The organism is Rhodoplanes azumiensis (assembly GCF_042682915.1).
Lineage (GTDB): Bacteria > Pseudomonadota > Alphaproteobacteria > Rhizobiales > Xanthobacteraceae > Rhodoplanes > Rhodoplanes azumiensis.
On the sequence record NZ_JBHUIW010000020.1, the window covers coordinates 1 to 25,945 of the forward strand.

Sequence of the window (25,945 nt, forward strand, 5' to 3'; positions counted from 1 at the left end):
TCGCCTGTCCACAAATCCCCAGCTCCTAAACCACTCAAAATCTAATGGTTGCTACTCGCCACGCACTATTCGCGACGTGATCAGCTCGCCGCGGCGCCGCAGTCCGTCACGCTCGGCCACGGGGGCTCGATCGTGGCGAGGCCGGTCAGGCGGCCCTGCAGATAATCGCAGCCCCACGACGCGAGCAGCGCCGCCGCCTCCTCGTCCTGCACCCATTCGGCGACCGTCTGAAGCCCGAGCCGGTGGGCCAGATCCAGGAAGGTCTGCACGAAGGCGCGGTCGTCCTCCGAGCGCGTGAGGTGCTGCACGAAGGCGCCGTCGATCTTGACGATGTCGACGCCGAGCTTGCGCAGGTTGCGGAACGACGTGTAGCCGGCACCGAAGTCGTCGATCGCCACCCGGCAGCCGAGATCCTTCGCCCGCGCGACGAAACCGCGCGTCTCGTCGAGGTCGTGGATCGCCGCCGTCTCGGTGATCTCGATGATCAGCCGCCGCGCGAGGGCGGGCCGGCCGCGCAGCCCGGCGGCGAGCGCCTCCCACCAGTCGGGATCGCTGGTCGAGGCCGGCGACACGTTGACGCTGGCGACGAGCTGCGGCATCCGGCGCAGCGCGTCGAGCACCAGCTCGAGCACGCGATGGTCGAGCAGCCGCATCAGTCCGAGCCGCTCGGCGATCGGCACGATCTCGCCGACCGGGATCAGCTCGCCGTCGGAGCGGCGGATGCGCATCAGGCACTCGTGGAAGGCGGGCGTCCGTGCGCCCGTGTGCATCACCGGCTCGAAGGCGATGTCGACGCGGCGGTCGTTGAGCGCCGTGATGATCTCGTCGGAGGTGCGCACGCTGGCGCGGCGCAGCGCGTCGCGCTCGACGTTCGGCTGGTAGCCGTGGAACGAGCCGTTGCGCTTCGCCTGGGCGGTCTCCAGCGCCTCCTTGGCGCGGGCCAGCACGTCGCGCACCGAGCGGGCGTGGCGCGGCACCGTCACGCCACCGACCGACGCCGTGACGGCGACCGGCCCGGCCTTGGTCTGGACGACACCGTCGCGCACCCCGGCGAGCAGGCGCTCGGCCGCGATCTTGAGGTCGTCGGGCGTGCACTGCTTGAGGATGATGCCGAACTTGTTGCCCGAGAAGCGGCCGAGATGGTCGCCGCCCCGCATGCGGGCGCGCAGGCGCTTGGCGACCGACGCCACCACCTCGTCGGCGACCTCGTAGCCGTAGGCTTCGTTGATGCGGCCGACATTGTCGATGGCGAGCAGCAGGAAGCCGCAGGAGGCGCGATACCGCACCGTCTCCTCGACGGTCGCGGCCAGCACCTCGGTCAAGTGCCAGCGATTCATCTCGCCGGTGAGGTCGTCGAAGCGCGACAGATAGGTGAGCCGCTCCTCGCGGGCGCGCCGTTCGGTGATCACCCGCACGATGCCGTGGACGCGCGACGGCTCGCCGCGCGAGCCCGCGAACCAACGGCCGACATCCTCGACCCACAAGGGCTCGTCCGGCCGGCCGGGTGGCACCAGCGCGTACTGGACCGAGAAGGGGACGCCCTGGCCGGCGTCGGTCGTGCCCGAGCGCATCACCGCGTCGAACCGGCTCTCCGTCGTGTCGGGCGCCAGCAGGCGGGCGAAGCCGCGGCCGGTCGCGATCGAGGCCGCGTCGGTGACGCCCAGCACGTCGGCGGCGTTGCCGCCCCAGCGCAACCGGTCGGTCGCGACGTCCCAGACATAGGGCACGTCGCCGATCGACATCAGGATGCCGCAGGCGTCGAGGGCGCGCGGACAGGCCGGCGACGCGACCGGCACGGCGGTCGACGCCGACAGCGAGCCATCCGCAGCCGGATGTCCCGATTGCGGGCAGACGGGCGTCTCGTTTCGGGTCACGTCGGAATCGCTTCTCGGAGTGTCACTGGCCAATGGACGGACGAGCGGCGTGGGCGTCAGCCTATCGGGAAATGGTTAAGCAAGTGCTAACGTGGGCTCCGAACGGTGAATCGGGACGAACGCCGCGACCGCGGGCGCGGCGCCGAACCCGTCGCCGGCACGGGCGTTGCGCTGTCGAAGGGAGCGACGGAGCCCTGTCCCGTTCCGCAACAGGACCGTTCCGCAACAGGATCGTTTCGCAACAGGACCAAGACGATGCGGCCGATCGAGAGCGTCTCGCATTTCTCCGCCGTGCTGCGCGACAGCCGCCGGCGCGACGCCGAGGTGCCTGCCGCAGAGCCGGAGCTGCCGAGCCGCGCCCTCGTCCCGGTGACCCGCGATCCGCCGCCGCGGCCGGCCGGGCGCAGCCTCGCCGGCTTCGTCGCCCAGCTCATCGCCACCAATCGCGGCCTGCCGCAGACCCGCGAGCTGCGCCGCGCCGCGCCCGACGAGGCGCAGGCCGCCTACGGGGCGACCGGGCGGGCCACCACGACGACGGCGCCGCGACGCCTCGCCGTCTCGGCCTGACGGCGCGCCGTCCCGGTGACGGCCGCCGCCCGTCCACCGTCGACGACGACATCACCCGACGGACAAGGCCCGCCGGCGGGGGAGCCGGGCGGGCCTTCGAGAGAGGCCGGTACCGCGAGGGGCGTGGGGGGAACGCGCCGATCCCCGACCGATCCCGCCGGCCTGTCGTGCGCCGTCACCCGGTCGGTGACGGCGGACGACCGATGGGATCACCAGCAGACCCGCTTCGAGCCGACATACTGGCCGTAGTAGTTGTGCACCGGAACCCAGCGGCAGCCGCCCGGGCCGTAATAGCCGTAGGCGCCGTAGGGGTGGGCGTAGGCCGACGAGGCGGCGGCGAGGCCGATCGCCGTGCCGGCGACGAGGCCGAAGCCGATCGCCGGACCGAACTTCGGCTTGGCGGCGGCTTCGCCGGTCGAGGCGGCGACGGTACCGGCGAGCGTGACGGCAGCGAGGGCGGCAGCGGCGAGCTTGGTCTTGAACGACATCGTGGTCTCTCCTTCGGCTGGACGCGGCGGCCGCCGCGATTGTCCATGTGTCGCCGCCCCGAAACGCCGCGTTCAGGCCGCCCGGGAGGCTGTGTGAGGAACCTCACACCGGATCTGGTCAGGTCGATCGAACCATGTAAGCTCGCCGTCGGGGGACGCGGCCCGCGAGACAAGACGACCAACACGCCGCGTGCGCCGGGGAGACCGGGACGTCGCCGTCCCAGAACGCATCAACCGAGGAAGACACAGAATGTCGGCCAGCACCGCGGCCAGTGGCGCGACCACTCCGAAGAGCCCCGCACCGAAGAACAAGGTGATCATCTCCTGCGCCATCACGGGCGCCATCCACACGCCGTCGATGTCGCCTTACCTGCCGGTGACGCCGGACGAGATCGCCCAGTCGGCGATCGGCGCCGCCAAGGCCGGCGCCGCCATCGTCCACCTGCACGCCCGCAACCCGGAGACCGGGCGGCCCGACCAGTCGCCCGAGGCCTTCGCCAAGTTCCTGCCGACCATCAAGGCGGGCTGCGACGCGATCGTGAACATCACCACGGGCGGCGCGCCGACCATGCTGGTGTCGGAGCGGGTGCGGCCGGCGGCGGTCCATAGCCCCGAGCTCGCCAGCCTCAACATGGGGTCGTTCAACTTCGCCCTCTATCCCATGCTGAACCGCTTCAAGACGTTCAAGCACGACTGGGAGGCGGCCTATCTGGAGGGCACGCGGGATCTGATCTTCCGCAACACCTTCAAGGACATCGAGTTCGTGCTGGCGACCTGCCGCGACAACGGCACCCGCTTCGAGTTCGAGTGCTACGACATCGGCCACCTCTACAATCTCGCCCACTTCCTGGAGCGCGGCCTGGTTCAGCCGCCGCTCTTCGTCCAGTCGGTGTTCGGGATTCTCGGCGGCATGGGCACGCATCCGGAGGACATCGCCATGATGCGCCGGACCGCCGACCGACTGCTCGGCCGCGACACCTATCGCTGGTCCGTGCTCGGCGCCGGCCGCGCCCAGATGCCGACCGCCGCGATCGCCGCGGCGCAGGGCGGCAACGTGCGGGTCGGCCTCGAGGATTCGCTGTGGATCGGCCCCGGCCAGCTGGCCGAGAGCAACGCCCAGCAGGTGACCAAGGTCCGCCAGATCATCGAGGGCCTCGGCCTCGAGATCGCGACCCCGGCCGAGGCCCGGCAGATTCTCGCGCTCAAGGGCGGCGACAAGGTCGGGTTCTGACGAAACGGCCACCGACGGCCCTGAACCGGGGCGTGCGCCGTGAGGCGCACGAACCCGGAATCCATCGGCGAATTCCGCGTTCTCCGCTGGAGTCCGGGTTCGGCGCGGCGCGTCGCCCCGAAATGCCGGGTCTCAAGCCGCGTGCGACGTGATGCCCGATGCCGGGCGACCGGACACCTGCTGACCCGACACCTGCTCCTGCCCGAGGCGCTCGAAGAACTCCTGGATCGACCGCGCGAGCGATTCGGTGTCGCGGGTGAGGCCGCCGATCTTGTCGAGCACGCCGGCGGCGGAGCGGCTGGTCTCGTCGATCGCCCCGGTGACGCCGGCGATGTTGCCGACCAGGCTCGAATTGCCGTGTGCCGCCATCTGGGCGCTCTGCGAGATCTCGCGCGAGGCGATGTCCTGCTGCTCGACCGCCGTGGCGATCGTGCTGGTCACCTCCGAGATCCGGCGCATGGCCGTGCCGATCTCGGCGACGGCGCTCGCGGCGCTGCGGGTCGAGGCCTGGATGGCGCCGACCTGCTCGGAGATCTCGGTGGTCGCCTTGGCGGTCTGCCCGGCGAGGGTCTTGACCTCCTGGGCGACGACCGCGAAGCCCTTGCCGGCCTCGCCGGCCCGCGCCGCCTCGATGGTGGCGTTGAGGGCGAGCAGGTTGGTCTGCGCCGCGATCGCCTGGATCAGCTGGACGACGTCGCCGATGCGCACGCTCGCCGCGGCAAGGCCCTCGATCTCGCCGACCGACCGCTCGGTCCGCTCGGACGCATCGGCCACGATGGCGGTCGCCTGGCCGACCTGGCGGCCGATCTCGCCGACCGAGCTGGACAGCTCCTCGGCGGCGGCCGCGACGGTCTGGATGCTGCCCGACGCCTGCTCGGTCGCCAGCGACGCGGCGGCGGCCTCGCGGGCGGCGTCGGCCGCCATCCCGGTGATGGACTCGGCGGCGGCCCGCATCTGCCCGGCGTCCCGCGTCACCGACTTCAGAATGTGCTCGACCGACCCGCGGAACGCCTCGATCGCCTCCTGGATGCGCCGGTTGCGGCCGGCCACCGCCTCGCCCTGCGCCTTGACCGCGATGCCGAGCTCCTTGTTGCGGGCCATCGCCTTCTCGAACACGGCGACGGCGCGGGCGAGGGCGCCGATCTCGTCGGCGCGGTCGAGATAGGTGATCTCGCCGGTGTGGCGATCCTCGGCGACCGCCTCGATCGTCCGGGTCATGGTCGACAGCGGCCGCGCCACGGCGCGCCAGATCACCAGCATGCCGGCGATCGCGAAGCCGAGCCCGAGCACCGCGATCGCGTCCTGCAGGAGCTGGCTCGCCTTGGTGCTCGCCTCCAGCTCGCGGGCCTTGTCGGCGCGGGCCGCATAGACCTTGGCGATCTCCTCGAGATCCTTGTTGAGCGCCTGGCGGACCGCCCGGTTGGCGTCGTTGTCGCCCCATTCGCGGCCGGCGGCCGGCGAGATCTCGTTCGCTCGGCGCACCAGCTCGGCGCGGAACTCGCGAAACTGCTGGACCCGCTTGGCGAGCGTCTCGAACTGGGCGGTGTCGTCGGCCCGCACGATGCCGCGCCACTCCTTCATCACGCCGTCGATCTGGTCGTTGAAGCGCAGCAGGCCCTCGCCGTAGCGCTTCACCACCTTGGGATCGGTCGACATGTAGATGCCGCGCGACTCCATCACCACGGCGTAGACGAGGCTGTTGACCCGCTCGATGTTGCGGGCGCCGCGCGCCGCGGCGTCCATCTCGGCGGCGAGCTCGGCCTGCAGCGAGGCGCTGCGGTTGCCGACGACGGCGAGCGCCAGGAGCGTGAGGCCGAGAACGGCGAAGATGGTGTAGAGCTTCGCTGCGATGGACACTCGGGAGAACGCGTGCAACACGGAAGGGCCTCCGGCAGGATTTAGGCGAAGTTTCGCGATCATCTCCGGGTGCCGTTAAGTAACCGTTGTGCCAGCTCCAGGATTGGTGCCTCGACATGAAATATCGCGTGGCCGTGCAGATGGATCCGATCGAGCGGATCAATATTCGGGGGGATTCGACTTTCGCCTTGCTGCTCGAAGCCAAGGCGCGGGGTCACGAACTCGCCTACTACACCCCCGAAAGACTTATACTCCGAGACGGTGATATTTACGCGCGGACTAATTCTTTAGACGTAAGGGACGAGCCCGGTAACCATTTCACGCTCGGCGAGGAGCGGCGCGAGGCGCTGTCGTCCTACGACGTGATCCTGATGCGGCAGGATCCGCCCTTCGACCTCGGCTACATCACGGCGACCCATCTGCTCGAGCGGCTGCACCCGAAGACCTTGGTGGTCAACGACCCGGCGCATGTGCGCAACGCCCCCGAGAAGGTGTTCGTCACCGAATTCCCGGACCTGATGCCGCCGACCCTGGTCACCCGCGACCGCGCCGAGATCCAGTCCTTCCGGGCCGAGCACGGCGACATCGTGATGAAGCCCCTCTACGGGCACGGCGGCGGCGCGGTGTTCCGGGTGACGACCGACGACCTCAATTTCGGCTCGCTCTACGACATGTTCTCGGTGACGTATCGCGAGCCGTGGGTGATCCAGAAGTTCCTCCCGGCGGTCGCCAAGGGCGACAAGCGCATCATCCTGGTCGACGGGGTGTTCGCCGGCGCCGTCAACCGCGTGCCGGCGGCCGACGACCTGCGCTCCAACATGGTGCGGGGCGGCGCCGCCCAGGCCACGGATCAGACCCCGCGCGAGCGCGAAATCTGCGAGCGCATCGGGCCGGCGCTGCGGGCGCGCGGCCTCTTGTTCGTCGGCATCGACGTGATCGACGGCTATCTCACCGAGATCAACGTCACCTCGCCGACCGGCATCCGCGCCATCAAGAATCTCGGCGGCCCCGACATCGCGGCCCTGATCTGGGACACGATCGCCCAGAAGCGGGGCGGCTGACGCGCGGCGGAGAGGGGCGGCCGAACATGGCGCCGCAATCGTTCCGAAATCGGCTATGATGGGCTCGGCGTTTCCCGGACCCGTCTCGGCATCATCATGCGCACCACCCCTGCCGTCGACCGCCGCCGCGAGACCCTCGACGATCTCGCGCGCCGCTACGTGTGGTGGTCCGATGACGCCGGGACGGGCGACGACGTGACCGTCGCCCAGGTCATGAGTCTCGGAACCTATGACGACATTCTCCGGCTCGAGGCCGTGATGGCGCCGCAGGATTTGCGCGCCGTGATGCTGCGGGCGCGTGCCGGCTGGATCGACGCCCGGTCGTGGGCGTTCTGGCGTGGCCGCCTGCTAGCGCAGGGCTGCGCCGACATCCCCGAGGCGCCACCGAAACGGGCGTTCCATGCCGAACTGCTTTGAGCCTCGGCTCGAGGTGCTGCCACCGGCCCAGCACCGTCTGTGGCCGTCGCTCGCGCCGGCGTCGGGGCTCGGCTTCGTGCTCTACGGCGGCACGGCCGTGGCGCTCTATCTAGGCCACCGCACCTCGGTCGACTTCGACTTTTTCCGGGCCGAGCCGCTCGACAAGGATGAGATTTACGCAGCCTTCCCGGCCGTCGCCGACGCGGCGCTCCTGCAGGACAGCGTCGACACCCTGGTCGCGTCCGTCTCGATCGCAGACGAGGCCGTGAAGTTGTCGTTCTTCGGCGGTGTCGATATCGGCCGCGTGGCCGACCCGCTTCAGACTGCCGATGGTGTGCTGTTGGCGGCATCACCGCTCGACCTTCTCGGCACCAAGCTCAAAGCCATACTCGACCGTGCCCAGGCCCGCGATTACCAGGATATCGCGGCCCTGCTCCGTGCCGGCGTCTCGCTGGCGAGCGGCGTCGCGGCGTTTCGCGCCCTGTTCGCCGGGGAACCGGCGACCGTGCTAAGGGCGATCGGCTACTTCGCCGACGTGCCGTCTGTCGCGGCGGCCGACCGCGACATCCTGACGTCCGCCCGCGACGCGGTTCGCGCCCTGCCGGCCGTCGGCGCGACACCCGGGAGCCTCGCTGTCCCGATCGGCCCGTGCTACGCCATCGTCGATCCGTTCGGGCAATGAGCCCGTGCCCTCACCCCAGCGAGAACAAGTCCGGCGTCGCCGTGTCGCGGCCGTAGGGGAGGCGGTACCAGGCGCGCTCCGACCCCCTCACGCTGTCGAGCAGGGTCTCGATGTCGCAGGCCGAGGCCTGCGCCTCCAGGCGCGCCTTGCGGGCCTGCTGCAGTTCGAGACGAAGCGTGCCGATGTCCACCATGTCCGGGCTCCGAGAGAGGCGATGCCCGCCACCATAACGTACCCTATCTGTTCCGTAAATGTTCTTTCCGCTCGATTTCGGGTTGTGTCCGGTTGTGATCGGACTGGAATCGTTCTCGTCGGGGGCGACGGTGGCCCGCGCTATCGCGGCGGCGCCGCGGCCTTCTCGGCCTTCAGCTTGTCGATCGCGGCGCGGATCGGGGCGAACGGGCCGTATTTGTGTTGCTCGGCCGTGAAACCGTCGGCATAGGGGCCGTAGGGCGTGTCGACCGGCTTCAGGAGCAGATCGGGAAAATCCTTGTCGAGGCCGGCGCGCTGCGGGCGCGGCTGCGAGACCATGTAGGCGGCGATGTCCCAAGCGTCGGCGACCGCGAGCTGCGGGTCGAGATGGTCGGTGCCGTGCGGCATGTTGAAGTGCAGGAAGTTGGCCGCCGTGATCAGGCGGGCCATGCCGGCGCCGTCGTTGAAGCTGTCCGGCCCCCACAGCGGCGGCACCATGTAGCCGAGATCCGTGGTCGGCAGGCTGCGGCGGATGCCCCGGCCGTCGGCGCCGTGGCAATCGAGGCAAGCCTTGGCATAGAGCGCCTTGCCGCGCACCGGGTCGGCGGCGCGGTCGAGCTCCGGCATGGCGCCGGACCCGAGCCCGGCGACCGGCTGGCCGGGCCGGTAGCCCTCGGACAGGAACTTCACATAGGCCACGAAGGCCGCCATCTCCGGCCCGTCCTTCGGCAGCGGCCGGCCGTTCAGGCTGCGGGTCATGCAGCTCTCGATGCGGTCCTCGATCGTCACCTCGGCGCCGGCCCGGGCGCTGTATTGTGGGAATGTCTCGAACAGGCCGTAGATCGGCAGGCCGAACTTCTTGGTGCCGGCGTGCAGGTGGCAGTTGCCGCAGGCGAGGTTGTTGCCGGCGAAGCGCTTCGCCGGATCGGCGACCTCCGGCCCGATATGCGCGTAGGTGGCGGTGAAGAGATCGCGGCCGCGGCGCACCAGGCGGGCCGGCGGGTCGTCGGGCAGGGCGCCGATCTCCGGTGCGGTCAGGATGCGGTCCGGTCCGGGCGGCGGCGCGGAGGACGACGCAGACGGTGGCGCGGACTGGGCGAGCGCGAGCCCGGCGGCCGTGACGGCGACGAGCGGGAGCGACAGCACGGCGAGACGGCGCATCGGGGGCTCCGGGTTCGGACGGACGGAGGAACGGGACCGGCGCGCCAGTGTGGCCGATCGCGGTGACGAAAGCATCAACACGGCGCGACCCCGAAGGACGGGGCTACAGCGGCGGGTCGTAGGCCTCCGACTTGCAGGCGATGCTCGCCTCCTCGAGATCCAGCTCGCGCTCGATGCGGCGGCGCGACTCGTCGGTGATCTTGCCGTCCCGCTCCAGCTTGTGGAGATGCACGCGCTCCGCCTCGATCAGCTCGAGTCGCAGCTTCGCGCCGAGCTTGGCGGTGGCGAAGTCCTCGTCGTCGAGGCTGCGCGGCACCACCCGGGTCCGCTGTGCGTTGCGCGCCTCGAGCAGGGCCGAGACGTCCCCGTCGATCGTCAGCCCGTCGCGCCCGGCGATCGCCTCGAGCCGCGCGTGGGCGGCCGCCGCGGCGGAATGGCGGGCGTTCAGCTCCTGCTCGCGGATGATGCGGGCCTCGGCCGTGCCGACCGCGGCGAGGCCGAGCCAGCGCATGACGAGCGGCATCATCAGGCCCTGGCCGACGAGCGTGATGACGATGACGCCGAACGTCACCACGACGATGAAGTCGCGATAGGGGAAGGGCGCGCCCGACTGCAGGGCGAAGGGGAGCGCGAGCGCGGCGGCGAGCGAGACGACGCCGCGCACGCCCACGAAAGCGATCATGAACGGGCGCTGCCAGATCGGCGCCGGGTCGCGGGCTTCCAGCGAAGGGATCAGCCAGCGCGGCAGGTAGATGGCCGGGAACACCCAGACGAAGCGAGCGACGATGCAGATCGCGGTCGTCACGAGAATGCCGGCCGCGATCTCGGAGAGCGAATGCGACTGGATGCGCTCGACGAGCGCGCGCGCCTGCATGCCGGTGATCAGGAAGATGAAGCCTTCGAGCAGATAGACGAACAGATCCCAGAAGAACACGCCCTGCAGGCGCGTCGCGGACGAGATCAGGAGCGGCCCGTTCCAGCTCACATAGAGGCCGGCCGCGACGGTGGCGAGCACGCCGGAGCCGCCGAGATGCTCGGGCACCCAGTAGCAGAGATAGGGCGTCATGATCGACAGCGTGATCTCGACGCGCGGGTCGCGCGCCCAGTGGCGCAGCCGTAGGCTGATCCAGCCGACCGCGATTCCCCAGACGATCTCGCCGACCACGATGGCGCCGAAGGTGCCGGCGGCCTGCGGAAACGAGAAGACGCCGGTGCTCACCGCGGCGACCGCGAAACGGTAGAGGATCAGGGCGGTCGCGTCGTTGGCCAGCCCCTCGCCCTCCAGCACGACGAGGACGCGACGCGGCAGGCCGAGCCGGCGGGCGACGGCGAGCGGCGCGACGACGTCGGGCGGCGACACGATGGCGCCGAGCACGAAGGCGACCGGCCAGGGCAGGCCGATGATGTAGTGCGCGCCGGCCGCCACCGCGACCGTGGTGAAGACGACGCAGCCGAAGGCGAGCAGCGAGATCGAGCGCAGATTGAAGCGGAACTCGCGCCAGCTCATGGCGACGCCGGCCAGATAGATCAGCGGCGGCAGCACGACGAGCAGGACGAATTCGGGGGCGAGCTCGATGGCCGGCAGGCCCGGCACGAAGGCGAGCGCGACGCCGGCGATCACCAGGATGATCGAGGGCGCGACGTTCAGCCGGCGGGCCAGCACGGCGACCGCGACGAGGACGGCGAGGAGGAGCAGGAAGGTCTGGATGATCGCGGTCATGGCGCGGGAAACTGGTCGAGTTTTTCCGCCCGTGCAAGGACGCGGCTGCGATCGGGCGCGAGAGGGGGGCTCGTGGTGACGGATCGGCTCGATGTCCGCTCGTCCCCGCGACGGCGGGAACCCAGGGGCCGCTCGACGCGTGGCCCCGGAACCCCGCCGTCGCGGGGATGTGCGGAGGGTGGGTCGAGTTCGGTGGAAATGACGCTAGGATGAGTCCATGAGCCCTACGATCGCACCGCGGCGCTGGCTCGCCCGTCCCGCCGGCTGGCGCGGCTGGCTGACGCTCGGCGTCGTGGTCGTGCTCGTTCTCCTGCTGCTGCCCTATGTGCTGACGCCGTTCCTGCATGTCGGCCGGCCGGTGTCGACCCTGATGCTCGGGCGCTGGCTGACCGGGCAGCGGGTCGAGCGCGTGTGGGTGCCGCTCGCCGACATCGCCCCGATCCTGCCCCGGACCGTGATCGTCGCCGAGGACGCGCGCTTCTGCGCCCACCGCGGCGTCGATCTCGCCGAGATCCGCGACGCCATCGAGGACGACGGGCTCTTGGGCGCGCGCGGCGCCTCGACCATCTCCCAACAGCTCGCCAAGAACGTCTTCCTGTGGCCGGGCCGCAGCTTCGTGCGCAAGATTCTCGAAGCGCCGCTGGCCGTCTGGATGGATCTCGTGCTCGGCAAGCGGCGCGTGATGGAGCTCTATCTCAACGTCGCCGAATGGGGGCCGGACGGCGAGTTCGGTGCCGAGGCCGGCGCGAGGCGGGCCTTCGGCCGCTCGGCCCGTGACCTCTCGGCTGGCCAGGCCGCCCTGATGGCGGCGATGCTGCCCGATCCGCACCGGCGCAACGGCGCCAAGCCCGGCCCCGGCCTGCGCCGCCTCGCCGGCATCCACGAGCGTCGCGCCGTCAAGGCGCGCGTGGGCTGTGTGGCGGCCGGGCGGCGGTGAGATCGTTCGGCGGTGAGGGGGCGTCGCACCCCCCCGGGCGTCGCGCAGCCTGGTGCCGGCCCCTCGAAAAACCGCTCTAGCCAGCCCGGGGCGCTTGCTTTATAAGGCCCCACTTTCCGGAAAACCGGGCATCGGCGCGTCCTCGCTGCCGGCCCCTGTCGAGGAGACCGCACCCATGGCCGTGCCGAAACGAAAGACCTCGCCCTCCCGCCGCGGCATGCGCCGCTCGGCCGACGCCATCAAGGCGCCGACCTACGTGGAGGACAAGGATTCGGGCGAGCTGCGTCGTCCGCACCACGTCGATCTGAAGACCGGCATGTATCGGGGCCGGCAGATCTTCACCAAGAAGTCCGAGGACTGAGCGGCCGGGTCCGGCGAGCCGGACCCGCGTCGTCGCCCGCCCGCCGCGACCGCGAGAGGTCGCAGACGACGTCCGTGCGCGCCGCGCCCGGGCGTTTTCGGCGTTTCCGGCACGCGCATGCGCCGCGTCACTGGACGGACACGGGCGGCGCGTTTAAGAGGCGGGCCATTCCGCCCCAGGTCGTTTCGAGGATCTGTCGATGTTCATGCTCGGCTTTCCGCTGCTCCTCGTTCCGTTCGCGATCTACAACATCGTCGCCTTCCTGCTGAGCGGTTTCGTCTGGACCGATCCGCTCCTGCAGGTCCGGATGATCTCGCAGGCCGAGTTCGTGCTGACCTTCGGCGACGCCCTGGTCGTCGTGGCGTTGGTGTTCCTGTTCCTGGAGATCGCCAAGGCGACCCGGATGTCGCGCCGCAGCGTGGTCGACCACGTGCTGTCGCTCTTGCTGTTCATCGCCATGCTGATCGAGTTCCTGGTGGTGCCGGAGACCGCCACGGCGACCTTCTTTCTCTTGCTGGTCATCGCGTTCGTCGACGTGATCGCCGGCTTCACGGTGTCGCTGCGCACGGCCCAGCGCGACGTCTCGCTGGAGACGGTGCGGGGCGATTAGAAATCGGGACGGGGACGCACGCCGGCTGCTTCGTTCACGGCCGGCTCTCGAGCCTTCCAAATTGGGTAAAGCCGCGCAGCGCTGGGTTGTGGCCCCGAACAAGCTGGTTAATTCAAGCGGCGAGCAGTCCGATTCCGATTCCGATGAAGAATGGGCTCGGGCGAAGCCGCCCACTCGTGGTGTGATAAGGCGGCACTTCGATAAGCTGATATTCACGTTGCGAGGCGCGCACGGCAATAAATCCACCGAAGGTGCACGGCGAAGCCGGGCCGCGCAGGATGCGAGCCGAGGCGGATCCCGCGTCGCTGCCCCGGAAACCGAAAGGTTCGGGCCGTCGCCTTTCGAGCGACGCGCGTTCGCGCGGTCACCTCGGGGTGACGGATCACGTCGGCGAGCTCACGCCCCCTCGCCGGGTTTGAGTATCCGAAGGATGGTGGCGCTCGACGCGGGCGCCGTCTCTGCGGCCCCGGCCCCGGTCTCGGTCGGCAGCGCCGGCTCGGGTGCGGCGGGCGCGTCGCCGACGAGCGCTTCACCGGCGAGCTGCGCGCGCCGTGCCGTCACGGCCGCGCGCGCTTGATCGAAGGCGAGCGTGTAGGCGGCGAGCGACGCTTGGTCGAGGCCGTCGCGGCGGCCCGGCAGCAGCACGCGGGCGAGGATGTCGTCGATCTCCCGGTCGAGCGTGGCGAGGGCCGCGACCGTCTCGGCCGCATGCGCCTCGCGGATCAGCGCGACCAGCCGCTCGAGCAGCCGCTGCCGGCGCGAGCGGGTGTCGGCGCGCAGATGGCTCGCCAGCCAGGCGAGGCCGGAGCCGACGCCCGACAGCGCCATGGCGCCGATATAGATGAAATCGCTGTAGCGATCGAAGAAGCTCTTCTGATCGTCGTCGATATAGGCAGCGGCGCCGGGATGCGCCGGCACGGCGGCGTCGCGGTCGGTGTCGGGCTTCTCGATGCGGGCCGCCATCGGAAACTCCGACGACAGCGTCTGGCGGGCCATGAAGATCTGCCGCGTCAGGTCGGCGATCGTGTCCTCGGGCACGCTGCGGCGGGCGACGATGTAGTGCTTGAAGCCGATCGTCTCGACGGCGTCGGGCGGCTGCGGGGTCTGGCCGCCGAACACACCCGCCTTCAGCTCGGCCTCCTCGTAGACCGGCATGCGGGCGGCGATCACCTCGGAAGCGCCGATCTCCAGGAAGGTCGGGCCGGTGCGACCGCTGCTGGCCGCCGCGACCGCGCCGGCGACGTGCGGGCTCGCGACCGGGCCGAGCGCCAGAAGCGCGTCGACCGGATGGGCGCGCAGCGCCGAGACGACGTCGCGGGCGTCGAGCGGCACCACCGTCACCTTGTCGGCCGGCACCTGGTACTGGCGCAGGATCGATTCCAGAATCTCGCGGTCGCCCATGCCGGGACCGACGAGCCCGACGCGACGGCCGGCCAGCGCCGCGATGCTGTCGATCTTCGCCGGGGCCGGTGCGGCCGGCTTCGCCGAGGCCTTGGCACGGCGGCGCGGCGCGGTGCGGGCCGGCTCCTCCGACGTCGGCCCGCCGGCGGCGAGCGACCCCTCGGCCGGCACCATCAGCACCGCGACGTTGTCGTGCAGCACCACGACGGCCTGGGCTGCGGCCGGGAAGGCGACGTCGCGGCGGACCACGGCGAGGTCGACCTCGCGGTTCTGCAGGGCGCGGGCTGCGGCGCCGGGTCCGTCCTTGACGATCGGAGCGAGCCGCACCGTGGCGCTGCGGTCGCGGCCGAACTGCTGGGCGATCGCCTGCACGAGCCGCGCGTCCTCGCTGCCGGGCGGCCCGACGGCGATGCGCAGCGTGGTCGGCCGGTCGTTGAAGTAGAACACGCCGGCGACCACGCCGGTGACGACGAACAGGCCGGCGAGCAGCAGCAGCGGCGTCTGCCGCGACAGGATCTTCACGCGCCGCAGCGTCCGCCGCGAGCGCGACGACCGGTCGCGACCTGCTCCGCGCTCCGCCAGGCGGTCGCGAGCCGCCCCCAGGGCGACAGGGCGATGGAGGAGAAACGGCATTCTGGCGGGTCTCCGGCGGGACGCGGGGCGGGCACGGCGGGCGCGAACCGTCGATTTGGTCACGCCGATGCGGCAGCGCAAAGGCACGATCGCGCGAGGCCGACGGTTCCGTTCCGCAGGGTAAAAACCCGGTCGCCTCGATTTCGGTGTTCGCGCCGCGTGCCCCGGACAAGGTGCGTCAGGCGGTCCGGGATCACGGTGCTTTTCGCCCCGGATCCCGGTTCGCGGCGCGTTGCGCCGTGCCCGGGACACGGCACGAGGCAGCATCCGCGGCAGCAACGTCGGGAATGACCAAAAGGTGTTACGCGCCCGCCGCCCGCCCCCAGGGGCCGAGGCGGGTGTTCTTGGGCAGCGCCTCGCGCACCATCAGCATCTCGCCGACCGTCTCGGAGGTGACGAGGCCGATCAGCCGGCCGCTCGCGTCGACGATGCCGACGGCGGGCTTCTGCTTCTCCTGCAGGATCGCGAAGGCGGCTTCCAGGCGGCCGCGATGGCTCATCAGCGGGATGTCGCCGGTCATCACCTCGGCGACCGGCGCCTGCGGGCCGACATCCTTCAGCGCCCGGATCATGTCGGCGCGGCTGAGCACGCCGACCAGCCGCCGCTCGCCGTCGACCACCGGGAACTCCTGCTGGCTGGTGCTCAGGAGAGTCTCGATCGCCGCCTCGATCGGCTCGTCCGGGGCGAGCGTCGCGAACTGGGTGATCATGGCGGCGGCGACCGGCACGTCGCGCGACATCGCCCGGATGGCGACGAGCTGCGCCTCGGAGGCGGCGGCGAGGTACACGAAGATGGCGATGAAGATCAGCATCGGATTGACGAACAGCCCGATGAAGCCGAACGCGAAGGCGGTCGCCTGGCCGATCCAGGCGGCGATCTCGGTCGCCCGCACATGGCCGAGCTTGACGGCGAGCAGCGCCCGCAGCACCCGGCCGCCGTCCATCGGGAAGGCCGGGATCATGTTGAACAGCACCAGGAAGATGTTCACGGCGGCGAGCTTGTCGATCATCGACGCGGCGGTCGAGTCGACGGCGGCGAGGTTGCGGATCGAGGGGTCGGCGCCGCCGACCACGATCAGCAGGAAGGCGATGACCACGTTGACGGCCGGACCCGCCACCGCCACCAGGAGTTCTTCGCCCGGCGCTTCCGGAATTCGTTCGAGCCGCGCCACGCCGCCGATCGGCAAGAGCGTCACGTCGGGCGTCGCCACCCCGAAGGCGCGGGCCGCGAAGATGTGGCCGAACTCGTGCGCCAGCACGCAGGCGAACAAGAGCAGCATGAAGACGAGGCCGGACACCGCCGCGTCGACGCCGCCCTGCGCCCAGCTCGCGCCGAAGATCCAGACGAGGAACAGGACGAAGGTGACGTGGATGCGCACCGCCGTGCCGGCGATCGACCCGATGTTCACGGACCACGGCATCTGCGCCTCCGCTTCCTGCGCGCGAACGCCTCGTCGCCAGCGCCCCTTTCCGGCAGATATGATCGCGCGGCGCCGCCCACCAGACGCGGCCGCGCCCCTGCGACGAGGAGACCCCCCGATGAGCGAGCTTCTTGACCCCGAGCGCCGCCGTGTGGCGCTGGCCGCCCTGCCCGGCTGGCAGGACGCCACCGAGCGCGACGCCATCACCAAGGTGTTCACCTTCGCCGACTTCAACGCCGCCTTCGGCTTCATGAGCCGGGTCGCGCTGGTCGCCGAGAAGCACGACCATCATCCCGAATGGTTCAACGTCTACCGGACCGTGTCGGTGACGCTCGCGACCCACGACGCCGGCGGCGTCACCGAGCGCGACATCGCGCTCGCCGGCGCCATGGAGGCGATCGCGGCGGCGACCGGCGTTCAGCCGTGACGCTGCGTCGCCTCACCGCCCGGACGGCGGGTTGAACCGACCCGCCGAATCCCCATGTCGTCGACGATGCGGACCAGGAGGATGGAACCATGACGGCCACGCGGGCAGGGTTCGGCGGCGACGTGGCGATCGACCCCGCCCGGGCGCGATCCGACCGCTTGCGAACCGACCAGGCGGCGCACGACGAGGAGACGGTGCGGCGCGGCTTCTGGCCGAAGCTGAAGCGAGTCCTCGCCCGGGTTCCGTTCGCGGAGGAGCTGCTGGCCGCCTATTACTGCGCCTTCGACCGCGGCACCCCGCACCACGTCCGGGTCGCGCTCCTCGGCGCGCTCGCCTATTTCGTCATGCCGGCCGACATGCTGCCCGACCTCGTGCCGGCGCTCGGCTTCACCGACGACGCGGCCGTGCTGGCCGGCGTCCTCAAGCTGGTCGTCGCCCATCTCGGCCCGCAGCACCGCGATGCCGCCCGCCACGCCCTCGACGAAATGGCGCGCTAGAGAGCCGCGAATCGGGGCACAGTGGCGCGGGGGCGCCGGGGCGTTCTCGACAGTCCGGGTCACCGGGGCCGCGCGCCGTCGCGCCGGCGGCCGCCCGGACGCGATTCGGGAGTCTGACGGGTTTAGAATGGGACACGACATCCGCAACGGGTCGTCCACCGCGACGACCGCACGCCGTTTCGCGCAAGTTCGTCACGCGCCGGGCCGTTTCGCTCGATTCCGTTTCTCGCGACTCCGTTTCGCGCCGGTGGGTCGGTCGCCACTGACCGCCGTCCTGCTCGCCGGCGCGGCCGGGCTGGTTCTCGCCGGGCCGGCGGCCGCCCAGCTTCCGCCGCCGCCGTCGACCGCGCCGGCCCAACGCCCGGCCCAGCCGCCCAAGCCGAAGCCGCCGGCGCCCCGTCCGCAGGCGCCGGCCACCACCCAGCCGGCGACCCCGCCCGCCGCCGTGACGGGCGGCGCGCAGCCGCAGCTGCTCGGCCAGTACGGCGGCTGGGGGGCCTACACGGCGAGCCCGGGCGGCCGCAAGGTGTGCTTCGCGCTCGCCAAGCCGAGCCGGGCCGAGACGACGCCGCCCAACCGGCCGCGCGACCCCGCCTTCCTGTTCGTCGCCTCGCGGCCGGGCGAGCGGGTCAAGGACGAGATCTCGGTGATCTTCGGCTACGGCTTCAAGCCCAACGCCGACGCGACCCTCGACGTCGGCGGCGCGAGCTTCGCGCTCTACACCCAGGCCGACGGCGGCTGGATCAAGAACGCCGCCGAGGAGGCCCGCCTCGTCGAGACGCTGCGCCGTGCCGGCGATGCCACCATCAAGGGCGTGTCGGCCCGCGGCACCGCCTCGACCGACGTCTATGTCCTGAAAGGCCTCGCCCAGGCCCTCGACCGCGTGGCGCAGGAGTGCCAGTAGGGCGGCCACCCGGTGATCGTCGCGCATGGGCGCCCCCATACGGCTCCGAGACGCGCCTTGGTGTCTGTAGCCAGTCGCGCCCGTCGCTTCGGTGAAAACGGTTTCATCGATGTGCCGCGCCGCGCAGGGCCCGTCGACCTCACTCGGGCAGTATATCGCGGCATGTCGTTGACCCCCTTGTGATCGAGGGGCGTGGCTCGTCTCGGTCGGAGTGCCGTTAATCTTCGCGAACGGCCGCGAGCCCGCGGCCGCGTGGAGGTCGACATGCGGACGATGCTCGGCATTGTGGCGGCAGGACTCGGAGCGGCTTTCGGCGCCGCGGCGCAGGCCCAAGCGCCGGCCGACCCCGGTGCCGGGGGACGCACCGCGGGGCTCGATCGGCCGGGCTGGACCGTGTTCACGGACGGCGCCGGCACGAGGGTCGACGTCCCGGCCGGCATCTTCACCGAACAGGTCGGGCCGGCGCGGCGCGGCGCGGGCGTCGAGCTGCAGTCCGCCGACGGCCGCGCCCGGCTGATGGTCTATGTCGAGCCGAACGACGAAGCCTTCACGCCGGAGCGATTCGTCCGCACCAACCTGAAGGTTCCCGCCGGCGCCCTCGACTATCGCCGCATCACCGACCGCTTCTTCGCCGTCTCGGGCGTGAACGAGGGCGAGATCTTCTACAGCCGCTGCAACTTTCCGGCCCGCGCGTCGGGGCGGATGCACTGCATCTACGTCGCCTATCCGCAGGCCGAGGAGAAGGCCTGGGACGACATCGTGACCCGGATCAGCCTGTCTTTGCGCGGATCGCGCAATTAGCGATCACGATTCGTTAGTCACGGTTACAATCGATCGCGAGCAGAATTTTCCAGGTGTGAGAGATTCTTAGATCGAAATTGGCGATATGAGATAATTCGCACCACCCGAGATGGTGATTGTGCTTGTCTGGGTGGTGGCGTATGGATCGATCACGCACCTCGTGTATGTGTTCTTGCGTTTTTCGCTCACGGCGGAACGTGATATATCACCACGCGGATACGACGCTCGTCCGAACGCCGTGCCGCATCGACCCCCGGACCGAGATCGAACTGCCATGGAACCCCTCTACGACCGCCTGGGCCGCGTGCGCGCCTGGCTCCATGCCGAGCACGCCCGCATCATCAGCCTGCAGGGCAGCCACCTGGCCTCCATCGACGGCCACAGCGTCTACGACAGCAGCGGCCAGCACATCGGCTGGTGGAAGCACGGCCACATGCGTAACACCCGCGGCGCCGTCGTGGTGTGGGCGTCCGACGCCTTCGGGCTCGGCGTCATCCGGCCGCCCCAGATGCCGCCGCCGGCCGAGCCCGAGGCTCCGGTGGTGGAAGGCTTCCAGGCCCGCGCGACGCCGCCCGCGCATCCCGCCCGCAGCGCCAGCTGGGCGGTCGAGTTCCCGTTCTGACGGTTCTGATCTGAACGGATCCGATCGTTCGACCGGACGGCCGGGCCCGCGCGGTACGCGCGCCCGGCGCCGGCGCCTTCTCCCCGCCATCGCCCGATCCTGCGACGACGCGATGCTCAGGATCGCGCGCGAGCACATGTTCGCGCTGTGCGGAACTGCTCCGTCATCCCGGGCTCGCGGACCTCGAGGTCCGCGCCCCGGGATGACGAATGCTGGGAAGACAGCCGCGGACTCGGCTCACAGGATGAACCGGCTCAGATCGGCGTTCTTGGCGAGGTCGGCGACGCGGCTGTTCACGTAGTCGCCGTCGATCACCAGCGTCTCGCCGGCCTTGTCGGGGGCCGCGAAGGAGATCTCGTCGAGCACCCGCTCCATCACGGTCTGCAGCCGCCGCGCCCCGATGTTCTCGACCGTGGAATTGACCGACACGGCGACGTCGGCGATCGCGTCGATGGCGCTCTCCTGGAAATCCAGCGTCACGCCCTCGGTCGCCAGCAAGGCCACGTACTGCTTGATCAGCGACGCCTCGGTCTCGGTGAGGATGCGCCGGAAGTCGTCGCGGGTCAGCGCCTTCAGCTCGACCCGGATGGGCAGGCGACCCTGCAGCTCGGGCAGCAGGTCGGAGGGTTTCGCCAGATGGAAGGCGCCCGACGCGATGAACAGGATGTGGTCGGTCTTGACCGAGCCGTGCTTGGTCGACACCGAGGTGCCCTCGATCAGCGGCAGAAGATCGCGCTGGACGCCCTCGCGCGACACGTCGGCACCGCCGCGGTTCTCGCGTCCGCAGATCTTGTCGATCTCGTCGAGGAAGACGATGCCGTTGTTCTCGACCGTGCGGATCGCCTCCTGCACCACGGCGTCCTGATCCAAGAGCTTGTCGGACTCTTCGGCGATCAGGATCGCGTAGGACTCCTTCACGGTGACCTTGCGGGTCTTGGTGCGGCCGCCGCCGAGCTTGCCGAAGATGTCGCCGAGCGAGACGGCCCCCATCTGGGCGCCCGGCATGCCGGGAATCTCGAACATCGGCATGCCGCCGCCGCCGGCCGCGACCTCGATCTCGATCTCCTTGTCGTCCATCTCGCCGGCCCGCAGCTTCTTGCGGAACGTCTCCTTGGTGGAGGGCGACGCCCCGGCGCCGACCAGCGCGTCGACGACCCGGTCCTCGGCCGCGAGATGAGCGCGCGCCGCGACGTCCTTGCGCTTCTTCTCGCGGGTCAGCGCGATGCCGACCTCGACGAGATCGCGCACGATCTGCTCGACGTCGCGGCCGACATAGCCGACCTCGGTGAATTTGGTCGCCTCGACCTTGATGAACGGGGCGCCCGCGAGCTTGGCGAGCCGGCGCGAGATCTCGGTCTTGCCGACGCCGGTCGGGCCGATCATCAGGATGTTCTTCGGCATCACTTCTTCGCGCAGCTTCTCGTCGAGCTGCAGGCGGCGCCAGCGGTTGCGCAAGGCGATCGCGACGGCGCGCTTGGCGTCGTGCTGGCCGATGATGAAGCGGTCGAGCTCGGAGACGATTTCGCGGGGCGAGAAGTCGGTCATGGTCGCTTGTTTTTCCCGAGGGCCGTCGCCCTTCGAGGCCCGGCTTCGCCGGGCACCTCGAGGTGACGGATTGACTGTCTTCCGTCGTCCCGAGGTGCGCGCGTCGGCGTGCCTCGACGGACGGCGGCCGCGACGTCAGGTCGTCATCGTCTCCACCACGACCTTGTCGTTGGTGTAGACGCAGATCTCGGCCGCGATGGCGAGGGCGCGGCGGACGATCGTCTCGGCGTCCATGTCGGTGTCGACCAGCGCGCGCGCCGCGGCGAGCGCATAGTTGCCGCCCGAGCCGATGCCCATCACGCCGTTCTCCGGCTCCAGCACGTCGCCCGTGCCGGTGAGCACCAGCGACACCTTGGGGTCGGCGACGATCATCATGGCTTCCAGCCGGCGCAGGTAGCGGTCGGTGCGCCAGTCCTTGGCGAGCTCGACGGCGGCCCGCATGAGCTGGCCCGGATACTGCTCGAGCTTGGCCTCGAGCCGCTCGAACAGCGTGAAGGCGTCGGCCGTGGCGCCGGCGAAGCCGCCGATCACGCCGCCGCCGGCGAGCCGGCGCACCTTCTTGGCGTTGCCCTTGACGATGGTCTGGCCGATCGACACCTGGCCGTCGCCGCCGACCGCGACGATGCCGTTCTTGCGGACCGTGACGATCGTGGTGCCGTGCCAGAGGGCGGACGACGCGGGCGGGTCGGACGACGTGTGCGCGGAAGACATCAAGATGAAACCCCGGTGACGCCCTGATCTAGGAGCGGCCCGACCCCTTTGCAACGCGAGGGGAAACTCGGACGTCGGCGCACGGCGGGTATCGGGTGCAGCGGGCTGCGCTGCCCCTCCCCGCGCGCGGGGAGAGATGAAGCGGCAGCGCAAGGGGCGGGTTCGGCGTCCGCACCGCCCCCAGTGGCGGAACCCTGGCCACCCTGATAAAAGGCCGGCGGTTCAGACAAATGGTCGCGGTCGGGCGGAGGCCCGGGGCGCGGCCCCGGCCGGATCCTGTCGCGGATCGGCCGACCGGCCGGCAAGAAGGCGTGTCGTTCATGCGCACCGCAACCGTGAAGCGCACCACCAAGGAAACCGACGTCGAGGTCGCGGTCGATCTCGACGGCACCGGCCAGGCGTCGGTCGACACCGGCATCGGCTTCCTCGACCACATGCTGGACCTGCTGGCCCGCCATTCCCGCATCGACATGACGATCAGGGCCAAGGGCGACCTGCATATCGACCAGCACCACACGGCCGAGGACGTCGGCATCACGCTCGGCCAGGCGGTGAAGCAGGCGCTCGGCGACATGAAGGGCATCGGCCGCTATGCGGACGTCCATCTGCCCATGGACGAGACCCTGACCCGGGTGGCGATCGATATTTCCGGCCGGCCGTTCCTAGTGTTCCGCACGTCGTTCCGGCGGGACAAGATCGGCACCTTCGACACCGAGCTGGTGCGCGAGTGGTTCCAGGCCTTCGCAATGAACGCCGGCATCACGCTCCACGTCGAGACGCTGTCCGGCGACAACGACCACCATATATCGGAGTCGTGCTTCAAGGGGCTCGCCCGGGCATTGCGCTCGGCGGTCGCGATCGATCCGCGGACCCGGGACGAGATCCCCTCCACCAAGGGCAGCCTGGGCGGCTGACGGCCCGGCGCCGACGAGACGCGCGGCCGGACGGGCCGCGGCCGCGACCCAGCGAAGGACACGACATGGCAGTCTATGCAGTGCTGGAGCCCCCCGCCCGGCCGGACGGTCAGCCGGCCGATCCGGTCCGGGTCCGCTTCGTGCGCGACGGCTTCTCCTGGGGCGCCTTCCTGTTCGGCCCCCTGTGGATGACCCGCCACCGGATGTGGCTGGTGCTCGTCTGCTGGGGGCTGGTGATGGCGGGCTTCGGCGTCGCCCATGCGGCGCTCGCGGTGCCCGCCGGGGCACGGCTCGCGGTGTCGGTGCTGATCGCCCTTCTGGTCGGGCTCGAATCGGCGACGCTGCGCCGCTGGACGCTCCTGCGCGGCGGCTGGCGCGAGGCCGGCATCGTCGTCGCCGACGACCTCGAGACGGCCGAGCAGCGCTATTTCGCCCGCCGCGCCGACGCGGCCGGCGATCTCGACCGCGCCTGGAGCGACGCGCCGGCGCCGCGGCTGCGGCCGGCCGGGCGCGGCGTGCTCGGCCTGTTCCCGCTGCCGGGAGCGGGGCGATGACGGTCGCGATCGTCGACTACGGCTCCGGCAACCTGCATTCGGCCGCGAAGGCCTTCGAGCGGGCGGCGCGCGAGAGCGGGCACGACCAGCCGATCCTGGTCACCAGCGATCCCGACGTGGTGCGCGCGGCCGACCGGGTCGTGCTGCCGGGCGTCGGCGCCTTCGCCGACTGCCGGCGCGGGCTCGACGCCGTGACCGGCATGGTCGAGGCCCTTGAGGAGACGGTGCGGCGGCGCGGCCGCCCGTTCCTCGGCATCTGCGTCGGCATGCAGCTGATGGCCGAGCGCGGCCGCGAATACGAGGTCGTCGACGGGCTCGGCTGGATTCCGGGCGAGGTCGACAGGATCACGCCGACCGACCCGTCGCTGAAGATCCCGCACATGGGCTGGAACACGCTGAACGCACTCGCGCCGCACCCGCTGCTCGACGGCATCCCGACCGGGCCGGACGGCCTGCACGCCTACTTCGTGCACAGCTATCACCTGAAGACGGCCGACCCCGGCGATCTCGTCGCGCAGGTCGATTACGGCGGCCCGGTCACCGCGATCGTCGCCGCCGGCACCGCCGCCGGAACCCAATTCCACCCGGAGAAGAGCCAGCGGCTCGGCCTCGCGCTGATCGCCAATTTTTTGAGATGGGCCCCGTGATCCTGTTCCCCGCCATCGACCTGAAGGACGGCCTCGCCGTGCGCCTGGAGCAGGGCGACATGGCGCGCGCCACCATCTTCAACCGCGATCCCGCCGAGCAGGCGCGCCAGTTCGAGGAGATCGGCTTTCAGTATCTGCACATCGTCGATCTCGACGGGGCCTTCGCGGGCAAGCCCGTCAACGCCGCGGCGGTCGAGCGGATCCTTGAGCTGGTCTCGATCCCGGTGCAGCTCGGCGGCGGCATCCGCAATCTCGCGACCGTCGAGGGCTGGCTGGAGAAGGGCATCACCCGGGTGATCATCGGCACCGCGGCGGTGCGCGATCCCGAGCTGGTGAAGACGGCGGCGAAGCGGTTTCCCGGGCGCGTCGCGGTCGGGCTCGACGCGCGCGGCGGCCGCGTCGCGGTCGAGGGCTGGGCCGAGGTGTCGGATCTGCCGGCGCTCGATCTCGCCCGCCGCTTCGAGGACGCCGGCGTCGCCGCCATCGTCTATACCGAGATCAGCCGCGACGGCATGCTGACCGGCCTCGATCTCGACGGCACCATCGCGCTCGCCGAGGCGATCTCGATTCCCGTCATCGCCTCGGGCGGCCTCGCCTCGATCGGCGACATCGAGAAGCTGATCGAGCCGCGCGCCAAGAAGCTCGCCGGGGCGATCGCCGGCCGGGCCCTCTACGACGGCCGCCTCGACGCCAGAAAGGCGCTGGCGCTGCTGAAGAGCGCGGGCGCGGTGTCATGAGCGCGGCTCAATTCATCGAGTCAAATGAATCGGTTGGCGAGAATTTCTCTAATTGGCTGACTCTGTTAAACAATTTCCGACGCGCCATTGACCCGAACGAAGACGCTTATTATATTGCAGGCAAATGGATTGGGGGTTCCCGGTCGGCGCTTGGCCTCGGAGTGATCCGGGGCCATTCGCTTTTCGAGAGGCCGCCCGCGCGCGGCGGATCAGGGGAAGATGCGGATACGGCCCAGCCCCGGTCTGTCGCCGCGCCCATGCACCATCTTTCCAGCGATGATGTCGAAAGCCCGGTTAGGCTGAGCCGGGCGCAGAACTTTCAGGCCGATCGGTCGGGCCGTGAGATCGGCGATCTGCATGCCGGCCGCGTTGGCTTTCTTGTCGACGAAGACAATTTCGAAGTTCGGCAGTTTACGCTGATAGACGTTGCCACCACCAACGATTCGCCGGAACTCGAGCTCGAGCGCCTTGTCCTCTCTGTTGCCACGCCGTTCAAAGACGAAATGAAGCGTTCTTCCGCCGTTGCCCCGCTTTTCCATCAACTCGACCGTTCTCTCGACACAAAACGACAGCGCGAGATGGTAGGGGTTTTCGTCGAAGAGATATTCGTATTTCAATCGCCGCTTGTCGATGACGGAAGCGATCATCCAGACACGCGCTTTGGCGAGCAGCGCGTTCAGATCCTCGAGGAACGATTTGTTTCGATCGGGAACGTTCAAGAACTCGAAGGGCGGCAGCTTCTTCCGGATCTCCCGTTCGTGCAGGATGACGGTGTCGTGCCCGAACCACTTGAACTTGAAGGCATGCACGGCCGGAACGATACGCCGCAAATACGACGCCTTGTCGAACACGCACAGGCAGAGAACAAAGATCGGATAGCCTTCGTCGATCTTGACGAGGCTGTGGTCGCCACTCTCGTCGGCGTAAATGATGAAGTCGCTGAAGTCTGACATCGCGAACCAACTGCACGACGA

Annotated in this window: 28 protein-coding genes; 17 read left to right on the top strand and 11 right to left on the bottom strand. The window is 70.1% G+C overall.

The features are described 5' to 3' along the window. Positions 1 to 80 precede the first annotated feature (80 nt). Positions 81 to 1,742: an EAL domain-containing protein gene (locus ACFSOX_RS16355; RefSeq protein ID WP_378478988.1), complete on the bottom strand. Its 1,662-nt coding sequence runs from the start codon at positions 1,740 to 1,742 to the stop codon at positions 81 to 83. Positions 1,743 to 2,129: 387 nt separating this feature from the next. Between ACFSOX_RS16355 and ACFSOX_RS16360 the strand changes: the two genes are divergently transcribed. Then, the gene (locus ACFSOX_RS16360; protein WP_378478881.1) at positions 2,130 to 2,441 is read left to right on the top strand and encodes a hypothetical protein; all 312 of its coding nucleotides are present in this window, start codon (positions 2,130 to 2,132) and stop codon (positions 2,439 to 2,441) included. 209 nt (positions 2,442 to 2,650) lie between these two features. Here ACFSOX_RS16360 and ACFSOX_RS16365 read toward each other — a convergent pair whose 3' ends face one another. Continuing rightward, positions 2,651 to 2,929, bottom strand: coding sequence for a hypothetical protein (locus tag ACFSOX_RS16365; protein WP_378478882.1), 279 nt, complete (start codon positions 2,927 to 2,929; stop codon positions 2,651 to 2,653). 250 nt (positions 2,930 to 3,179) lie between these two features. Between ACFSOX_RS16365 and kce the strand changes: the two genes are divergently transcribed. Further along, on the top strand, positions 3,180 to 4,160 hold the full coding sequence (kce, locus tag ACFSOX_RS16370) for a 3,5-dioxohexanoate:acetyl-CoA acetone transferase (protein ID WP_378478883.1): 981 nt from the start codon (positions 3,180 to 3,182) through the stop codon (positions 4,158 to 4,160). A 132-nt stretch (positions 4,161 to 4,292) separates the two neighbouring features. Here the strand turns inward: kce and ACFSOX_RS16375 are convergent, their stop codons facing one another. After that, a complete protein-coding gene (locus tag ACFSOX_RS16375) occupies positions 4,293 to 6,017 on the bottom strand; it encodes a methyl-accepting chemotaxis protein (protein WP_378478884.1) in 1,725 nt (574 codons plus the stop codon). A gap of 116 nt (positions 6,018 to 6,133) precedes the next feature. Between ACFSOX_RS16375 and gshB the strand changes: the two genes are divergently transcribed. The 3 genes from gshB (at position 6,134) to ACFSOX_RS16390 (ending at position 8,177) form a co-directional block, all read left to right on the top strand. Beyond that, positions 6,134 to 7,078, top strand: coding sequence for a glutathione synthase (gshB, locus tag ACFSOX_RS16380; protein ID WP_378478885.1), 945 nt, complete (start codon positions 6,134 to 6,136; stop codon positions 7,076 to 7,078). 96 nt (positions 7,079 to 7,174) lie between these two features. Next, positions 7,175 to 7,495 carry a hypothetical protein gene (locus ACFSOX_RS16385; protein WP_378478886.1) on the top strand — a complete coding sequence of 107 codons (321 nt, stop codon included), beginning with the start codon at positions 7,175 to 7,177 and terminating at the stop codon, positions 7,493 to 7,495. A 76-nt stretch (positions 7,496 to 7,571) separates the two neighbouring features. Further along, positions 7,572 to 8,177, top strand: a complete 606-nt coding sequence (locus ACFSOX_RS16390) for a nucleotidyl transferase AbiEii/AbiGii toxin family protein (protein WP_378478887.1) — start codon at positions 7,572 to 7,574, stop codon at positions 8,175 to 8,177. A gap of 10 nt (positions 8,178 to 8,187) precedes the next feature. Here the strand turns inward: ACFSOX_RS16390 and ACFSOX_RS16395 are convergent, their stop codons facing one another. The 3 genes from ACFSOX_RS16395 to ACFSOX_RS16405 all read right to left on the bottom strand — a co-directional run bounded on the left by ACFSOX_RS16395 (position 8,188) and on the right by ACFSOX_RS16405 (position 11,250). Next, positions 8,188 to 8,370, bottom strand: coding sequence for a hypothetical protein (locus ACFSOX_RS16395; protein WP_378478888.1), 183 nt, complete (start codon positions 8,368 to 8,370; stop codon positions 8,188 to 8,190). A gap of 140 nt (positions 8,371 to 8,510) precedes the next feature. After that, the gene (locus ACFSOX_RS16400) at positions 8,511 to 9,605 is read right to left on the bottom strand and encodes a c-type cytochrome (protein WP_378478989.1); all 1,095 of its coding nucleotides are present in this window, start codon (positions 9,603 to 9,605) and stop codon (positions 8,511 to 8,513) included. Between the two features lie 28 nt (positions 9,606 to 9,633). Next, a complete protein-coding gene (locus tag ACFSOX_RS16405) occupies positions 9,634 to 11,250 on the bottom strand; it encodes a Na+/H+ antiporter (RefSeq protein ID WP_378478889.1) in 1,617 nt (538 codons plus the stop codon). 217 nt (positions 11,251 to 11,467) lie between these two features. On the opposite strand from ACFSOX_RS16405, the gene ACFSOX_RS16410 reads away from it, so the two are divergent. From ACFSOX_RS16410 to ACFSOX_RS16420, 3 genes are all read left to right on the top strand, one after another. Beyond that, positions 11,468 to 12,187, top strand: a complete 720-nt coding sequence (locus ACFSOX_RS16410; protein ID WP_378478890.1) for a transglycosylase domain-containing protein — start codon at positions 11,468 to 11,470, stop codon at positions 12,185 to 12,187. Positions 12,188 to 12,362: 175 nt separating this feature from the next. Next, positions 12,363 to 12,548 (top strand): 50S ribosomal protein L32, encoded by a 186-nt coding sequence (gene rpmF / locus ACFSOX_RS16415; protein ID WP_111359959.1) that lies wholly within the window; start codon positions 12,363 to 12,365, stop codon positions 12,546 to 12,548. 199 nt (positions 12,549 to 12,747) lie between these two features. Beyond that, a complete protein-coding gene (locus ACFSOX_RS16420) occupies positions 12,748 to 13,158 on the top strand; it encodes a hypothetical protein (protein WP_378478891.1) in 411 nt (136 codons plus the stop codon). A 396-nt stretch (positions 13,159 to 13,554) separates the two neighbouring features. On the opposite strand, the gene ACFSOX_RS16425 is transcribed toward ACFSOX_RS16420, so the two are convergent. Next, a complete protein-coding gene (locus ACFSOX_RS16425) occupies positions 13,555 to 15,081 on the bottom strand; it encodes a TAXI family TRAP transporter solute-binding subunit (RefSeq protein WP_378478892.1) in 1,527 nt (508 codons plus the stop codon). Between the two features lie 412 nt (positions 15,082 to 15,493). Next, the gene (locus ACFSOX_RS16430) at positions 15,494 to 16,612 is read right to left on the bottom strand and encodes a site-2 protease family protein (protein WP_378478893.1); all 1,119 of its coding nucleotides are present in this window, start codon (positions 16,610 to 16,612) and stop codon (positions 15,494 to 15,496) included. A 118-nt stretch (positions 16,613 to 16,730) separates the two neighbouring features. Between ACFSOX_RS16430 and ACFSOX_RS16435 the strand changes: the two genes are divergently transcribed. The 5 genes from ACFSOX_RS16435 to ACFSOX_RS16455 all read left to right on the top strand — a co-directional run bounded on the left by ACFSOX_RS16435 (position 16,731) and on the right by ACFSOX_RS16455 (position 19,863). Next, positions 16,731 to 17,039, top strand: coding sequence for a 4a-hydroxytetrahydrobiopterin dehydratase (locus ACFSOX_RS16435; protein WP_378478894.1), 309 nt, complete (start codon positions 16,731 to 16,733; stop codon positions 17,037 to 17,039). Positions 17,040 to 17,128: 89 nt separating this feature from the next. After that, on the top strand, positions 17,129 to 17,536 hold the full coding sequence (locus tag ACFSOX_RS16440; RefSeq protein WP_378478895.1) for a YkvA family protein: 408 nt from the start codon (positions 17,129 to 17,131) through the stop codon (positions 17,534 to 17,536). A gap of 247 nt (positions 17,537 to 17,783) precedes the next feature. After that, positions 17,784 to 18,440 carry an invasion associated locus B family protein gene (locus ACFSOX_RS16445; protein ID WP_378478896.1) on the top strand — a complete coding sequence of 219 codons (657 nt, stop codon included), beginning with the start codon at positions 17,784 to 17,786 and terminating at the stop codon, positions 18,438 to 18,440. A gap of 264 nt (positions 18,441 to 18,704) precedes the next feature. Further along, positions 18,705 to 19,241 carry a hypothetical protein gene (locus ACFSOX_RS16450; RefSeq protein ID WP_378478897.1) on the top strand — a complete coding sequence of 179 codons (537 nt, stop codon included), beginning with the start codon at positions 18,705 to 18,707 and terminating at the stop codon, positions 19,239 to 19,241. Between the two features lie 274 nt (positions 19,242 to 19,515). Further along, on the top strand, positions 19,516 to 19,863 hold the full coding sequence (locus ACFSOX_RS16455) for a 4-fold beta flower protein (protein WP_378478898.1): 348 nt from the start codon (positions 19,516 to 19,518) through the stop codon (positions 19,861 to 19,863). Positions 19,864 to 20,100: 237 nt separating this feature from the next. Here ACFSOX_RS16455 and hslU read toward each other — a convergent pair whose 3' ends face one another. Next, the gene (gene hslU, locus ACFSOX_RS16460) at positions 20,101 to 21,408 is read right to left on the bottom strand and encodes an ATP-dependent protease ATPase subunit HslU (RefSeq protein ID WP_378478899.1); all 1,308 of its coding nucleotides are present in this window, start codon (positions 21,406 to 21,408) and stop codon (positions 20,101 to 20,103) included. 135 nt (positions 21,409 to 21,543) lie between these two features. Next, entirely contained in the window at positions 21,544 to 22,119 is a 576-nt protein-coding gene (gene hslV, locus ACFSOX_RS16465; RefSeq protein ID WP_378478900.1) for an ATP-dependent protease subunit HslV, read from the bottom strand. Positions 22,120 to 22,439: 320 nt separating this feature from the next. On the opposite strand from hslV, the gene hisB reads away from it, so the two are divergent. The 4 genes from hisB to hisA all read left to right on the top strand — a co-directional run bounded on the left by hisB (position 22,440) and on the right by hisA (position 24,971). Next, a complete protein-coding gene (gene hisB / locus ACFSOX_RS16470; RefSeq protein ID WP_378478901.1) occupies positions 22,440 to 23,033 on the top strand; it encodes an imidazoleglycerol-phosphate dehydratase HisB in 594 nt (197 codons plus the stop codon). Positions 23,034 to 23,098: 65 nt separating this feature from the next. Further along, the gene (locus tag ACFSOX_RS16475) at positions 23,099 to 23,587 is read left to right on the top strand and encodes a DUF2628 domain-containing protein (protein ID WP_378478902.1); all 489 of its coding nucleotides are present in this window, start codon (positions 23,099 to 23,101) and stop codon (positions 23,585 to 23,587) included. After that, complete coding sequence (hisH, locus tag ACFSOX_RS16480; protein WP_378478903.1) at positions 23,584 to 24,234, top strand: imidazole glycerol phosphate synthase subunit HisH; 651 nt, start codon at positions 23,584 to 23,586, stop codon at positions 24,232 to 24,234. Before ACFSOX_RS16475 ends, hisH begins: the two co-directional genes overlap by 4 nt. Beyond that, the gene (gene hisA / locus ACFSOX_RS16485) at positions 24,222 to 24,971 is read left to right on the top strand and encodes a 1-(5-phosphoribosyl)-5-[(5-phosphoribosylamino)methylideneamino]imidazole-4-carboxamide isomerase (protein ID WP_378478904.1); all 750 of its coding nucleotides are present in this window, start codon (positions 24,222 to 24,224) and stop codon (positions 24,969 to 24,971) included. The genes hisH and hisA overlap by 13 nt, the downstream gene beginning before the upstream one ends. A gap of 209 nt (positions 24,972 to 25,180) precedes the next feature. Here hisA and ACFSOX_RS16490 read toward each other — a convergent pair whose 3' ends face one another. Next, positions 25,181 to 25,924 carry a DUF3800 domain-containing protein gene (locus ACFSOX_RS16490; RefSeq protein ID WP_378478905.1) on the bottom strand — a complete coding sequence of 248 codons (744 nt, stop codon included), beginning with the start codon at positions 25,922 to 25,924 and terminating at the stop codon, positions 25,181 to 25,183. Between the last annotated feature and the right edge of the window lie 21 nt (positions 25,925 to 25,945).